Source organism: Streptomyces sichuanensis, from assembly GCF_020328095.1.
Classification (GTDB): domain Bacteria; phylum Actinomycetota; class Actinomycetes; order Streptomycetales; family Streptomycetaceae; genus Streptomyces; species Streptomyces cinnamoneus.
The window spans coordinates 15,704-28,239 of record NZ_JAIXMK010000065.1 but is presented as its reverse complement, the minus strand read 5'-3'; the positions used below and the strand labels follow the sequence as shown (position 1 = coordinate 28,239).

The 12,536-nt window shown below is 73.2% G+C and carries 12 protein-coding genes; 2 read left to right on the top strand and 10 right to left on the bottom strand.

All coding sequences use genetic code 11. The features are described from left to right. Nucleotides 1-10 precede the first annotated feature (10 nt). The 6 genes from LE181_RS19245 to LE181_RS19220 form a co-directional block, all read right to left on the bottom strand. On the bottom strand, nt 11-1,498 hold the full coding sequence (locus tag LE181_RS19245; protein WP_225662545.1) for a DHA2 family efflux MFS transporter permease subunit: 1,488 nt from the start codon (nt 1,496-1,498) through the stop codon (nt 11-13). A gap of 98 nt (nt 1,499-1,596) precedes the next feature. Further along, nucleotides 1,597-2,619 (bottom strand): class II fructose-bisphosphate aldolase, encoded by a 1,023-nt coding sequence (gene fbaA, locus LE181_RS19240; RefSeq protein ID WP_225662544.1) that lies wholly within the window; start codon nt 2,617-2,619, stop codon nt 1,597-1,599. 224 nt (nt 2,620-2,843) lie between these two features. Further along, entirely contained in the window at nt 2,844-3,389 is a 546-nt protein-coding gene (pyrE, locus tag LE181_RS19235) for an orotate phosphoribosyltransferase (protein ID WP_190108283.1), read from the bottom strand. A gap of 4 nt (nt 3,390-3,393) precedes the next feature. After that, nucleotides 3,394-4,206: an aldose epimerase family protein gene (locus tag LE181_RS19230; protein ID WP_225662543.1), complete on the bottom strand. Its 813-nt coding sequence runs from the start codon at nt 4,204-4,206 to the stop codon at nt 3,394-3,396. Between the two features lie 57 nt (nt 4,207-4,263). After that, on the bottom strand, nt 4,264-5,016 hold the full coding sequence (locus tag LE181_RS19225) for an SRPBCC domain-containing protein (RefSeq protein WP_225662542.1): 753 nt from the start codon (nt 5,014-5,016) through the stop codon (nt 4,264-4,266). A gap of 78 nt (nt 5,017-5,094) precedes the next feature. Beyond that, nucleotides 5,095-5,745: an NAD(P)-dependent oxidoreductase gene (locus LE181_RS19220; RefSeq protein WP_225662541.1), complete on the bottom strand. Its 651-nt coding sequence runs from the start codon at nt 5,743-5,745 to the stop codon at nt 5,095-5,097. Between the two features lie 97 nt (nt 5,746-5,842). Between LE181_RS19220 and LE181_RS19215 the strand changes: the two genes are divergently transcribed. Beyond that, a complete protein-coding gene (locus LE181_RS19215; protein WP_225662540.1) occupies nt 5,843-6,772 on the top strand; it encodes a helix-turn-helix domain-containing protein in 930 nt (309 codons plus the stop codon). Here LE181_RS19215 and LE181_RS19210 read toward each other — a convergent pair. From LE181_RS19210 to LE181_RS19200, 3 genes are all read right to left on the bottom strand, one after another. Continuing rightward, nucleotides 6,760-8,274 carry a polyamine aminopropyltransferase gene (locus LE181_RS19210; RefSeq protein ID WP_225662539.1) on the bottom strand — a complete coding sequence of 505 codons (1,515 nt, stop codon included), beginning with the start codon at nt 8,272-8,274 and terminating at the stop codon, nt 6,760-6,762. The two genes, LE181_RS19215 and LE181_RS19210, sit on opposite strands and share 13 nt — an antisense overlap. Nucleotides 8,275-8,361: 87 nt before the next feature. Next, nucleotides 8,362-8,880 carry a DUF2617 family protein gene (locus LE181_RS19205; protein WP_225662538.1) on the bottom strand — a complete coding sequence of 173 codons (519 nt, stop codon included), beginning with the start codon at nt 8,878-8,880 and terminating at the stop codon, nt 8,362-8,364. A gap of 341 nt (nt 8,881-9,221) precedes the next feature. Continuing rightward, a complete protein-coding gene (locus tag LE181_RS19200; RefSeq protein WP_372458412.1) occupies nt 9,222-10,424 on the bottom strand; it encodes an aminotransferase class I/II-fold pyridoxal phosphate-dependent enzyme in 1,203 nt (400 codons plus the stop codon). A 275-nt stretch (nt 10,425-10,699) separates the two neighbouring features. Here LE181_RS19200 and LE181_RS19195 point away from each other — a divergent pair, with 275 nt between their 5' ends. Further along, entirely contained in the window at nt 10,700-11,926 is a 1,227-nt protein-coding gene (locus LE181_RS19195) for a hypothetical protein (protein WP_225662537.1), read from the top strand. A 64-nt stretch (nt 11,927-11,990) separates the two neighbouring features. Here the strand turns inward: LE181_RS19195 and LE181_RS19190 are convergent, their stop codons facing one another. Beyond that, on the bottom strand, nt 11,991-12,527 hold the full coding sequence (locus tag LE181_RS19190) for a YbjN domain-containing protein (protein ID WP_225662536.1): 537 nt from the start codon (nt 12,525-12,527) through the stop codon (nt 11,991-11,993). Between the last annotated feature and the right edge of the window lie 9 nt (nt 12,528-12,536).

The window sequence follows — 12,536 nt, the reverse complement described above, 5'->3', positions numbered from 1 at the left end:
CGGCGGGGGCCTACGCGTCGCCCGGATCCAGCGGCGGCGCGGACACCCCGCAGTGGTACGTGCACTCGGGGTGGCAGGCCGCGGCGCGCGGTGCGGGCGCCCGGACGGTGGTCCAGGCCAGGAGCGCCCCGGTCACCAGCGCGCCCGCGCACAGGAGCATGGCCCGGTCGAAGGCGGCGGAGAAGGCGGCCGGGTCGCGGTAGACGTCGGGGTCCATGCCGGCGGCCAGGGGCAGCGCGGCCACCGCGATCAGCCCGGCCGCACGGGCGGCGGCGTTGTTGATGCCGCTGGCCAGCCCGGCCCGGGAGACGTCGACGGAGGCCAGCACCGTCGCGGTCAGCGGGGCCACGAGCACGACCATGCCCAGGCCCAGCACGGCGAGGGCGGGCAGCACGTCCCGCCAGTACGCCGCGCCCGCGCCGACGCGCGTCATCAGCAGGAGCCCGGCCGCGCACAGCAGGGGGCCGACGGTCAGCGGGAGGCGCGGCCCGGTGCGCTGGGCCATCCGGCCCGAGCGGGCGGAGAGCAGCAGCATCAGCACCGTCGTGGGCAGCAGCGCCGTGCCCGCGGCGAGGGCGGACCACCCGGCGACGACCTGCAGCTGCAGCACGGACAGGAAGAAGAAGCCGCTGAAGGCCGCGTAGACGAAGAGGGTGACGACGTTGACGGCCGAGAACTGGCGGATGGCGAAGATGCCCAGCGGCAGCATCGGATCGGGCCGCCGCCGCTCGACGTACACGAATGCAACGCCCAGCAGCACGCCGGCGGCCGCGGGCACGACGACCCCGGGCGAGGCTCCCCGGTCCGGGGCGGCGATCAGGGCGTACGTCACCCCGGCGAGGGCGAGCGCGCCGAGCACGGCACCGAGGACGTCGAAGCGGCCGTGCGCCGCGGGATCGCGGGTCTCGGGCACATGGCGCAGGGCGACCAGGACGCAGACGGCGGCGAGCGGCAGGTTGATCAGGAACACCCAGCGCCAGCCGGGGCCGTCCACCAGCCAGCCGCCGACGAACGGACCGACCGCCGAGGCGACGCCGCCCAGCCCGGACCACGCACCGACCGCGCCCGCCCGGTCGTCGGGGTGGAAGACGGCCTGGATCAGCGCGAGCGAGCCGGGGGTGAGCAGCGCCCCGCCGACGCCCTGCAGCGCCCGGGCCGCGATCAGGGTCCCGGCGTCGGGCGCCACCCCGCACAGCAGGGAGGCCAGCGCGAACCACACCACGCCGACGACGAACACCTTCCGCCGCCCGTAGCGGTCGCCCAGCGCACCGCCGAGCAGGATGAGCCCGGCGAGGGTGAGCATGTAGGCGTTGACGATCCACTGGAGGGCGCCGAGGCCGGCGTCGAGGTCGCGGCCGATGTGGGGCAGCGCGACGGTGACGACCGTGCTGTCCAGCATGGCCATGCCCGATCCGAGGACGGCCGTCAGCAGGACCCCGCGCCCGGTGGCGGTGCCCAGGCGCACCGCGGGCGTGCCGCTTCCGGGGGCGCTGCTCATGGCCCGATCATCCCCCGGACGGCGGGCGGCGGCCACGCGAAGGGGCCCGGCGCCCGCTCGGTGAGCGGAGGCCGGGCCCCTGGCGACCGTGGTGGCGCCTACTTGAGCTTGGTGCCCGTGGCGCGCAGGTCGGCGCACGCCTTGGTGACGCGCTCGGCCATGCCGGCCTCGGCCAGCTTGCCCCAGCTGCGCGGGTCGTAGGTCTTCTTGTCGCCGACCTCGCCGTCGACCTTCAGGACGCCGTCGTAGTTGCGGAACATGTGGTCCGCGACCGGGCGGGTGAAGGCGTACTGGGTGTCGGTGTCGAGGTTCATCTTCACGACGCCGTTCTCCAGCGCGGTGCGGATCTCCTGCTCGGTGGAGCCGGAGCCGCCGTGGAAGACGAAGTCGAACGGGTCGGCCTTGCCGTGCTTGGCGGCGATGCCGTCCTGCAGCTGGCGCAGCAGCTCCGGCTTGAGGACGACGTTGCCCGGCTTGTAGACGCCGTGGACGTTGCCGAAGGAGGCGGCCAGCAGGTAGCGGCCCTTCTCGCCCAGGCCGAGCGCCTCGGCGGTCCGCTCGACGTCCGCGACGGTGGTGTAGAGGTCGTCGTTGATCTCGTGGGAGACGCCGTCCTCCTCGCCACCGGTCGGGGTGATCTCGACCTCAAGGATGATCTTCGCCTTCACGGCCTCGGCGAGGAGCTCCTTCGCGATCGCAAGGTTCTCGTCGAGCTTCTCGGCGGAGCCGTCCCACATGTGGGACTGGAACAGCGGGTTCTGACCGGCGGCGACGCGCTCCTGCGAGATGGCCAGCAGCGGGCGGACGTAGCCGTCCAGCTTGTCCTTCGGGCAGTGGTCGGTGTGCAGCGCGATGTTCACCGGGTACTTCTTGGCGACCACGTGCGCGAACTCGGCGAGCGCGACGGCGCCCGAGACCATGTCCTTGCTGTACTGGCCGCCCAGGAACTCCGCACCACCGGTGGAGATCTGGATGATGCCGTCGCTCTCCGCCTCGGCGAAACCGCGCAGCGCTGCGTGCAGAGTCTGCGTCGAGGTCACATTGATGGCCGGGTAGGCGAACTTGCCTGCCTTCGCCCGGTCGAGCATCTCGTTGTAGACCTCGGGGGTTGCGATGGGCATCTGTCCGCTCCTTGTGATGTGCGGGTACGGGCGTGTACGGGCCCTGACCTAGGGGGCGACGGTCATCGTCGGACCCATCTTCCCAGACTCCCTGCGGAGCTCCACATGACGCTCACCTCATGGATGCGCGAAGGGTGCGTGGTTTCACGTGAAACCACGCACCCTTCGGCACGCCATCGGAAGAAACACCAGGTCAGGCCGGGGTCATCCACGGCCGGCCCGGGTCACGACAGGTCGAGGTCGCCCAGCGAGTAGCCCGTCACGTAGCGCAGGCCGGCGCCCTCGATGGCCGACTCGGCACCGCGGTCGACGATGGTGGCGACCGCGACGACCTCGGCGCCCGCCTCGCGGGCCGCCTCCACGGCGGTCAGCGGGGAGCCACCGGTGGTGGAGGTGTCCTCGACCACCAGGACACGACGGCCCTTGATGTCCGGGCCCTCGATGCGGCGCTGCATGCCGTGCGTCTTCTGGGCCTTGCGGACCACGAAGGCGTCCAGCTTGCGGCCGCGCGCGGCGGCCGCGTGCAGCATCGAGGTGGCGACCGGGTCGGCGCCCAGCGTGAGGCCGCCCACGGCGTCGAAGTCGAGGTCCGCCGTGGCGTCGAGCATCACCTGGCCGACCAGCGGCGCCGCCTCGGCGTCGAGGGTGATCCGGCGCAGGTCGATGTAGTAGTCGGCCTCCTTGCCGGAGGAGAGGGTCACCTTGCCGTGCACCACGGCCTTGTCCTTGATCTGCTGCAGCAGGGCGTCACGCGCATCCGTCATGGCCATGAGCTTAGGCCAAGGACCGCCAGCTCCACGTCGTGGAGATCTCCAGGGGGTCGATCGGGGTGACCAGGCGCGGGTGGCTGTTGAGCCCGTTGGGCGGGCCCGACTGCGGCTCGACGCAGACGGCCTCGGACTGCTCGTCGTAGACCACGACCCACTCGGCACGGCTGCCGACCTTCAACTCCAGGGCACCGGGCCAGGTGAGGGTGACGTCGACCCCGTCGGGCATGCCGAAGCAGTCGTCCCAGGGGCCGGGGCGCGGGTCGATGCGGCGGCCGGTGGGGAGGTGGTCCTCGCCGCGCTCCTCCTGCCAGGCGGGCCGGAAGTCGATCTCGACGTCCTTGCCGGTGCCGAGGTTGCGCAGGAACCAGGGGTGCCAGCCGGCCTGCGCCGGGAAGGAGTCGCCGTAGGTCTCGATGCCCATGGTGAGGGTGAGGGAGTCGCCCGTCAGCTCCACCAGCTGCGTGACCCGGCCGCTGTACGGCCAGGGGTCGGCGAGGTCGTAGGTGAACGCGGCGGAGGCACCGTCCTCGGACGCCGTCCGCGCGGTACGCCAGGCCGTGTCGCGGCCGGTGCCGTGGATGGCGTGGGGCGGGGAGTTGAGGGGCAGCTGGTGGACCGCGTCGCCGTTGCGGAAGCGGCCGCGATCGGTACGGCCGCACCACGGGACCATGGGGAAGGCCCCGTAGCGGGGGCCCTGCCGGAGGAGTTCCAGGCCGCCGATGCGAAGGCCGGCGATCCGGCACCCGTTGCGGGGGTCCACGACCACTTCGGCACCGCCGGCGGTCAGCGTCACGTTCTGGCTCACTTCGTCGCTCACCCTCACGACCCTAGGGCCTGTGACCGGCACGGACCCGCGGAACCCGGCCGGAGCGACTCAGCGTTTGCGCCGCAGGGCGCGCGTCACCACCACCGCCCCCGCCAGGGCGATCGCCGCCGCGGGCGCGGCCCAGCGCAGCACCGCCGTGCCGGTCGTGGTCTCCGGCGCCGGCACCGGGGCGTAGCGCCCGCGCGGGGGCGCGTGGTCGACCTCTTCCGCACTGCGGCCGATCATCGTGCGCCGGGCGTGGGCCGCCTCGGCCGGCGGCTCGTCGTCGAGGGCCTCGCCGTCGAGGGCCTCGTTGTCCGGGGACGTGGAGACCGTGAGGGGCTCGCCCTCGCCGGCGACGGGGACCTCCGGCGCCGGGGGGACGGCCGCGGCGTCCTCACGGAGCTCCTCCGCCAGGGCCGCGCCGAAGCGGTCGAGCAGCCGCCGGGCGGCGGACTCGGCGGTCTTGGCGTCGAACTCGGCCAGCCGTCCCGCGCCGCTGACGGTGCCCAGGCAGCTCAGCCGCGTGCCGCCCGGCATCTCCTCGGGCAGCGCGCTCAGCGCGAGCGTCACCGTGCCGGACCCCCGCGCCTCGGTGCCCTCGCCGGACAGCTCGTACGAACCGTCCCGCTCGGTCAGGCGCAGCGCGCCCCGGTAGGTGATCGTGGAACCGCCGATGCGCAGCCGGAGCCGCCCCGCGAGCGCCGCGCCGGACGAAGCGTCCTGCTGCAGGCCGGGGACGCAGCGTGCGACGCGGGCCGGGTCGGAGAGAACCCGCCGCACCGCACCGACGGGAAACGGAACGAACACCTCATGCTCCATAGCAAGCGAGCCTACCCACCGGGCCCCGCACCAGGCCCGCCCCGGTCGAATCCGATCGAACTTTCCGTCAGAAGACGGTCAGTATCCGACCGTGAACCGCTCACCGACGTGCTTCGGCGTCTCGATCTCGTCGATGACCGCCACCGCGTAGTCCTCGGCGGAGATCCGGCTCTTGCCCTCCGCGTCCACGACGAGGTCGTCGAGCGCGGTGCGGTAGCTTCCGGTGCGCTCACCGGGCTCGATGAGACCGGCCGGGCTGATGTTCGTCCAGCGGACGTCGGTGACCGTGCGGTAGAAGTCCAGGGCGTCCCCGTGCGCGTGCATGATCTGCAGCAGGAAGTCGGGGATCCCCTCCGCGTCCCAGACCTGCTTGCCGTCCGGGGTGCGCAGCGAGCCGGCACCGCCGACGGCGATCAGCCGCGGGGCGTCGGCGCCGAGCCGGTGCAACCCGTGGACCAGCGACTTCGCGGCCGGCGCGATGGTCGCGACGTGGCCGGGGCCGTCCCCGCCGCCGACCGCGCTGACCAGCACGTCGTGGCCTCTGGCCACGGCGGCGACCGAGGCCGCGTCGAGCACGTCACCGCTGACGACCATCAGCTCCGGGTGCTGCACGGTGAGCTTCGAGGGGTCGCGCTGGGCCGCCGTGACGTGGTGCCCGCGGTCCAGCGCCTCGCGCAGGATGCGGCTGCCGATCGTGCCGGTCGCGCCGAAGAGAGCGATCTTCGCCATGGGGATCTCCTGGGGGTGGGCGGGTGAACGGCTGTTGTCCGTGACGACCACGCTAGATCCGGCCCCTGGCTCCGGCCAGGTAGGCTCGCGTCTGCCCATGGTGAAAAAACGACATGATGACCCGGTCGGCGAGGGCTGCGGAATCCTCGGCGTCCCCGGCAGCCACGACATCGTCGAGCTCGCCTACGACGCCCCGCCCGGCACCCCGGCGGGCCTGGAGGTCCTCACCCTCGCCGAGCTGCGCGAGCGCGCGCCCGAGGGACTGCTCACCAGGCCGCAGCGGCTGGACTTCCACCAGATCATCGCCGTCGCCTCCGGTTCCGCCCCGCACGTCGTCGACTTCGCCACCCACATCCTCGACGCCGGCACGGTGCTGTGGGTACGGCCCGGCCAGGTCCAGCAGTACGACGACGCCGGCGCCCTCGACGGCACCGTCGTCCTCGTCCAGCCCGGTTTCCTGCCGCCCGGCACCGCCGTCTCACAGGCGGCCGACGATCCTTTCGGCCCCGTGCTGTGGCGCCCCGCCGACGGCGACCGGGAGGCCGTCTTCTGCGCCGTGCGCCACCTGGCCACCGACTTCCGCACCGGCAGCCACCTGCCGCCCGGCATCCACGCGGACGTCCTGCGGCACCTGCTGTCGGTGCTGGTGCTGCGCCTGACCCACGGCAGTGCCGCCGCGAGCGGCGCACCCGCGCCCGGCGAGGCGTTCGTCCGCTTCCGCACGGCCGTCGAGTGCGGTTTCACCACCCGGCGCCGGGTCACCGACTACGCCCGTGAGCTCGGCTACGCACCGCGCACCCTCGCCCGGGCCACGCTGGCCGCGGCCGGGGTGGGGGCCAAGGAGTTCATCGACCGGCGGGTGATGCTGGAGGCGAAGCGGCTGCTCGCGCACAGCGACCTGCCCGCCGCGAGGATCAGCGAGCGGCTCGGCTTCGACGACGCCGCCAACTTCTCCGCGTTCTTCCAGCACCGCGCCGGCATCACCCCGGGGGCCTTCCGCAGGTCCCTGCGCGATCACCTCGCATAGCGCGGGTGCATCAGCGTGGACGGCGGCAGTCCGGCCTCCGCCGGCGCCGGCCGGAGCGGGGACCCGGCCCCGGCCGGCAGCGGCCCCACGGGCGGGCGGGAGGCGAGCACGATGCCCCAGCCCCGGCGCTCGCTGCGCGGCGCGGGCAGCGCCGGGACGCGGTAGGGAGCGGTGTGCAGGCCCACGGAGCGGATCGTGGCGTCGACGGTCCAGAAGGTGTGCGGGCGGGCGTCGGGGTCGCCGCCGTGGACGGCCAGGCGCCCGCCGGGGCCGAGGGCGCGGGCCACCAGACCGTAGAACTCCTGGGAGTACAGCTTGGTGCTGGGCGTGAGCCCGGGGTCGGGCAGATCGGAGATCACCACGTCGTACGGGCCGCCGGCCCCGCCGCGCGCCTCCCGCAGCCAGTCGAACGCGTCGGCGGCCACCACCCGCACGCGCGGGTCGCGGTAGGCGCGGCGGTTGAGGGCGGCCAGCTCCCTGTCGGTCGCGGCCAGCCGCAGCACGGCCGGGTCGAGCTCGACGACGGTCACCGCGGCGACGTCCGCATGCCGCAGGACCTCCCGCGCGGCCAGCCCGTCCCCGCCGCCGAGGACGAGGACCCGGCGGTGCGGCCCCGCCATGGCGGGGTGGACGAGCGCCTCGTGGTAGCGCAGTTCGTCGCCGCCGACGCGCAGCCGGCCGTCGAGGAAGAGGGAGAGCGGCCGGCCGCTCCGGCCACCGCCGGTCAGCACCACCTCCTGGACCTCCGTCTGCACCGCGACCCGCACGTCCGCCCCGTAGACGGCGTGCCGGGCGGCCCGCTCGAAGGGGCCGGTGAGCGCGGAGCAGACGGCCAGCACCACCAGGACCAGGCCGTTGGCCGCCAGCAGCACCCAGCGGGCCCGGGCGGACAGGTCGCCGCGGAAGAGCCAGAGCACCAGCGCCCCGCCGGCGACGGCGTTGACCGCCCCCGTCAGCAACGCCCCCGTCAGCTGCCCCAGGACCGGCAGCAGCAGGAAGGGGAAGGCGAGCCCGCCGACGAGCGCGCCCACGTAGTCGGCCGCGAAGAGGTCGGCGACCGCGCAGCCCGCGTCCTGGTGGCGGATGCGCTGGATGAGCGTCATCAGCAGCGGGACCTCGGCCCCGATGAGCACCCCGATGACGAGCGAGAAGCCCACCAGGGCGAGCCGGGCCTGGCCGTACCAGGCGAAGCAGGCGTACAGCGCCATGGCCGAGAGGCCGCCGGTGACCGCCAGCACCGCCTCGACGGCCGCGAAGCCGAGGGCGGCGCGTCCGCGCAGCCGCTTGGCGAGCAGCGAGCCGACGCCCATGGCGAAGACCATGACCGACAGCACGACGGACGCCTGGGTGACGGAGTCGCCGATCAAGTACGAGGCCAGGGCGACCAGTTCGAGCTCGTACACCAGCCCGCAGGCGGCACAGACGAAGACCGTCATCAGGACGAGGAGGCGGCCGAGCCCGGCCGGTACGGGCAGCCGCGCTGGTACCGGGCGGTGGACCATGCGGGAACGCTACGTCACGAGCCCATAACCCCTTGTCACCCACACGGGTTTAATACTCACGCGTTGGGGTGACATCTCCGGGCCTCTTCAGAGGGAGGCGGCCGTGCGCACCCCCACCCGGGTCCGGGTGGCGACCAGGCGCCCTTCCTGCGGATACGCGTGCCAGGTGCGCCAATTTATCTGGCCCTCGCGGCGCTGGGCGAGCAGCGCGGTGAAGGCGTGCGGGTCACCGGGGAACGTCCCGGCCAGGCCCTGGGGGTGCTCCGCGACCAGCGCCAGCAGCTCCTGGGCGCGGCCCGCGAAGGAGCTTCTCGACAGGGTCTCGACGCGCGCCGCGAACTCGTACTCCCAGGCGCCCACGCGCTTGGCCACGCCGAGGGGCAGCGGGGTGCTGCTGCCGGGTATGCAGGCGACCGTCTCCGAACAGACTCCGCCCTCCTCTTCGAGTATGACCTGGTGGGAGGCGCCCAGCAGGCGAAGTTGCACCGCGGATCCGGCGAGCCGGAGGTCGAGCACCGCCAGTGCGGGAAGGGGTTCCCTTCCCAGACACCAGGCGAGATCGGCGGCGCGGGTATCGGTGTAGGTGGTTTTGAGGGTGGTGAGCATGGGTCGGCTCCGCGAGCGGCAGTGGAGGGTGGGCCGGCCCGCCCCGCGGAGGACCAGATTCCTTTCGGGTGCGCCGGCTCATGCCCACATGTGAGCTCCTTGGTTCCGGTCCGGTGGATGTGATTCCGGGTGACGGGATTCCCAGGAGTTGTCTCTCAGTGGCTCTGAAAGAGAGGGAATCACGAATGAGCGGCGCCCACAGCGGTTTTACCCATCATCTGCAACTTTCCATCCACGCGAGGGCCATGCAGTTCACATGTTCAACAGACCGGCGTCCGGCGGAAGTCGAAAACCACCGGACGCATATGCGGACCGGCATGAGCCACTTGCAAATCCTTTGATCAAACGGCGTCCACCAGCTTCTGCACGGCCTCGGCCACCGACTTCTCCCGCCGGCAGAAGGAGAAACGCACCAGATAGGACGGGGCGTCGGGGCGCAGATGGAAGGCGGACGTGGGAATGGCCACCACCCCGGCGCGCAGCGGCAGTTCGCGGCAGAATCGCACGCCGTCCGCGTGCCCCCACGCGCGGATGTCCGCCTGCACGAAATATCCGGCGTCCGCGCGATAGGGGCGCAGACCCGCGCGCGCAAGCCCCTCACTGAGCAGATCGCGGTTACGGCGCAGAATTCCGCGGAGCTCCCCGGCCCACTCCTCCACGCCCCCCAGCGCCCGCGCGAGCGCCTCCTGGTAGGGCGTGCCGGACGCATAGGTGAGGAACTGCTTCACGGACGCCACCGCCCGCACCAGGTGGGCCGGTCCGCACACCCAGCCGACCTTCCACCCGGTGACGTTGAAGGTCTTGCCGGCCGAGGAGATGGTCAGGGTCCGCTCCCGCATCCCCGGCAGGGCGGCGATCGTCCGGTGCACGGCGCCGTCGTAGACGAGGTGCTCGTACACCTCGTCCGTCACCACCGTGAGGTCGTGCTCCCGGCAGATGCCGGCGATGACGGCGAGCTCGTCCTCGTCGAACACCTTGCCGGTGGGATTGTGCGGGGTGTTGAGCAGCAGGACGCGGGTGCGCCCGGTGACGGCGGCGCGCAGCGCGTCCGCGTCGAGGACGAACCCGGCCCCCTCCCCCTGTCCCGCGGCCAGGGCGACGGGCACCAGCCGGGCGCCCGCAAAGCGCGCCACGGCCGGGTAGGCGTCGTAGCAGGGGTCGAAGGCGATGACCTCGTCGCCCGGGTCGCACAGCCCGAGCAGCACCGCCGCGATGGCCTCCGTCGCCCCCGTGGTGACCAGCACCTCGCCCTCGGGCGCGTACTCCAGCCCGTAGCGCCGGCGCTGGTGGCCCGCGACCGCCTCGCGCAGGGCCGGGAAGCCGTACGCGGGCGGGTACTGGTTGGCGCCGGCGAGCATCGCCTCGGCGGCGTCGCGCAGCAGGGGTGCGGGAGCGTCCAGCTCGGGCACGCCCTGGCCCAGGTTGACCGCTCCGGTGCGCCGCGCCAGTTCGGTCATCTCCGTGAAGACCGACGCCCCCATGCCCCGCACCCGTGCCGCCGGGCTCCAGCCCGTCCCCGTGAGGTCCTCGGCGTTCCTGGTCATGCGTCCCCGCTCTCCCCTCGGGCCGGCCGCGGCCGGCGTCAGTTCAGACGATCTCGCTCACGATAGGCGCGGCGCCGACCGGGGCACAGCACATCGCGGGGCCGGTCGGGGCGGCGACACACCGTGGTGCGGCCGAGCGGGTGGAAGGCGCACCGCTTACGGGCGTTCCCGCTCGCGCGCACGGGGCAGCGGCCGCATGGTCGGTATGCCGCCGGATGCCGTCGGCGTGCCTCCCTCCCCCCGTACTCCCGCGCACCCGCACCGGAGGTGCCCCCGTGTCCGCCGGGCCAGCCGTTCAGCACGACGCAGCACCCGTCCGCGCCCCGGAGCAGCACCGCGGCCCCCGTGCGCACCGCGGGGCCGGCCGCGGGGACCGGGTGCGGGAGGCGCTGCGCCGGGCCCTGCCCGCGCTCGGGCTGTACGCGGCCGCACGGCTGAGCGGCATGACGGTGATGGCCGCGTGGGCCTGGACGATCGGCAAGCACCCGCGGACGCTGCTCGGCCACCTGTGGGACGGCATCTGGTACACGGGCATCGCGCGCAACGGCTACGGCCTGGTGCTGCCCTCCCCCACCACGCGCGGGGTCGTCTTCAACGACCTGGCCTTCTTCCCGCTCTTCCCCGGTCTGGTGCGGGGCGTGGCGAGCGTGCTGCCGCTGACCGTCGTCACGGCGGGGCTGCTGGTCGCCTGGGCCTCGGCGGGTGCCGCGGCGTGGGGCGTCTACGCGGTCGGCGAGCGGTTGCACGGACGGCGGGTGGCGACGCTGCTGGTGCTGCTGTGGGGGCTGCTGCCGCACGCGATCGTGCAGACCATGGCGTACACCGAATCGCTGATGACGGCCCTCGCGGCGTGGGCGCTGTACGCCGCGCTGACCGGGCGGTGGCTGTGGGCCGGGGGGCTGGCGCTGCTGGCCGGGCTCTCGCGCCCCAACGCCGTCGCCGTGGCCGCGGCCGTCGGCTGCACCGCCGCGCTCGCCCTGTGGCGGGACGCGCGGACGCGCGGGGACTGGCGGGTGTGGACGGGTGCGGCCGTCGCGCCCGTGGGCTGGGCGGGCTACATCGTCTGGGCCGGCTACCGCTCCGGGGGCGGACCGCTGGGCTACTTCGAGGTGCAGCGGCTGTGGGGCTCGCGCTTCGACTTCGGAAGGGACGCCTTCCGGTTCATCCGGCACCTGATCGTGGCGCGGGACTACATGGCGTACTACATGACCCTGGCGATCCTGGTCGCGGCGCTGGTCGCGCTGGTGTACCTGGCGCTGGACCGGCCGCCCGCCGCACTGCTGGTGTACGTGCTGGTGCTGGTCGTCATCGCGGTCGGCGGCTCCAGCTACTTCGCGTCCAAGCCGCGTTTCCTGCTGCCGGCCTTCCCACTGCTGCTGCCGGCGGCGGTGGCCATGGCCAGGGCCCGGCCGCGCACGATCGCCGTGACGGCGGGCGCGCTGGCCGGGCTGTCGTTCTTCTACGGGACGTACCTGCTGGCCGTGGCCAGGGTCCCGATGTAGCCGTCACGGCCCGGGCGCCCATGGGCCCCGTGCCGGGCCCGGGCCCGCAGGCCCGGCGCCCCGCTCAGGCTTCGGCGTCCGGCGTGTCGCCGCCGTCGCCCTCGGCATCGGCCTCCAGGCCGAGCTGCTCGATGAGCCACTTGTCGAACTCGATCGAGGCCCGCACCCAGCTGACCGTGCTGGACACGAAGTGCTCCAGGGAGACACCGACGCCGATCAGCATCTGCGCCTCGCCGATGAGGCGGACGGTGCCGTCGTCGTGGGTGTGGGTGTAGAGCTTCGGCCACAGCGTGCGGCGGTTCCAGTCGTCGATGACCTCAAGGAGCTTGGACTTCTCCTCGATGCCGTGCGGACGGTCGTAGAACGTGCGCACGGAGAAGACCTGCTGCTCCTCCTCGCCACGGAACATGAAGTACGTGCGGAACTGCTCCCACGGGGCGGCGAGGTCACCCTCGTCGTCCACGACGTACTTCAGCTCCATCTGCTCAAGGAGCTGCTTGACCAGGTCCTGGTCGGGGATGACGGGGCCTGTCGGGCCCGCCTCAGGCTGCGGTTCGGGCTGGCCCCCGAAATTCGGAATCGAGGACGGGTCGATGCTCACCGTTTTCTT

Bases quoted from the DNA above. Each gene is read 5' to 3' on its own strand.
- LE181_RS19245 (WP_225662545.1), bottom strand. From the start codon at position 1,498: ATGAGCAGCGCCCCCGGAAGCGGCACGCCCGCGGTGCGCCTGGGCACC.
- fbaA (WP_225662544.1), bottom strand. From the start codon at position 2,619: ATGCCCATCGCAACCCCCGAGGTCTACAACGAGATGCTCGACCGGGCG.
- pyrE (WP_190108283.1), bottom strand. From the start codon at position 3,389: ATGGCCATGACGGATGCGCGTGACGCCCTGCTGCAGCAGATCAAGGAC.
- LE181_RS19225 (WP_225662542.1), bottom strand. From the start codon at position 5,016: ATGGAGCATGAGGTGTTCGTTCCGTTTCCCGTCGGTGCGGTGCGGCGG.
- LE181_RS19220 (WP_225662541.1), bottom strand. From the start codon at position 5,745: ATGGCGAAGATCGCTCTCTTCGGCGCGACCGGCACGATCGGCAGCCGC.
- LE181_RS19215 (WP_225662540.1), top strand. From the start codon at position 5,843: ATGGTGAAAAAACGACATGATGACCCGGTCGGCGAGGGCTGCGGAATC.
- LE181_RS19210 (WP_225662539.1), bottom strand. From the start codon at position 8,274: ATGGTCCACCGCCCGGTACCAGCGCGGCTGCCCGTACCGGCCGGGCTC.
- LE181_RS19205 (WP_225662538.1), bottom strand. From the start codon at position 8,880: ATGCTCACCACCCTCAAAACCACCTACACCGATACCCGCGCCGCCGAT.
- LE181_RS19200 (WP_372458412.1), bottom strand. From the start codon at position 10,424: ATGACCAGGAACGCCGAGGACCTCACGGGGACGGGCTGGAGCCCGGCG.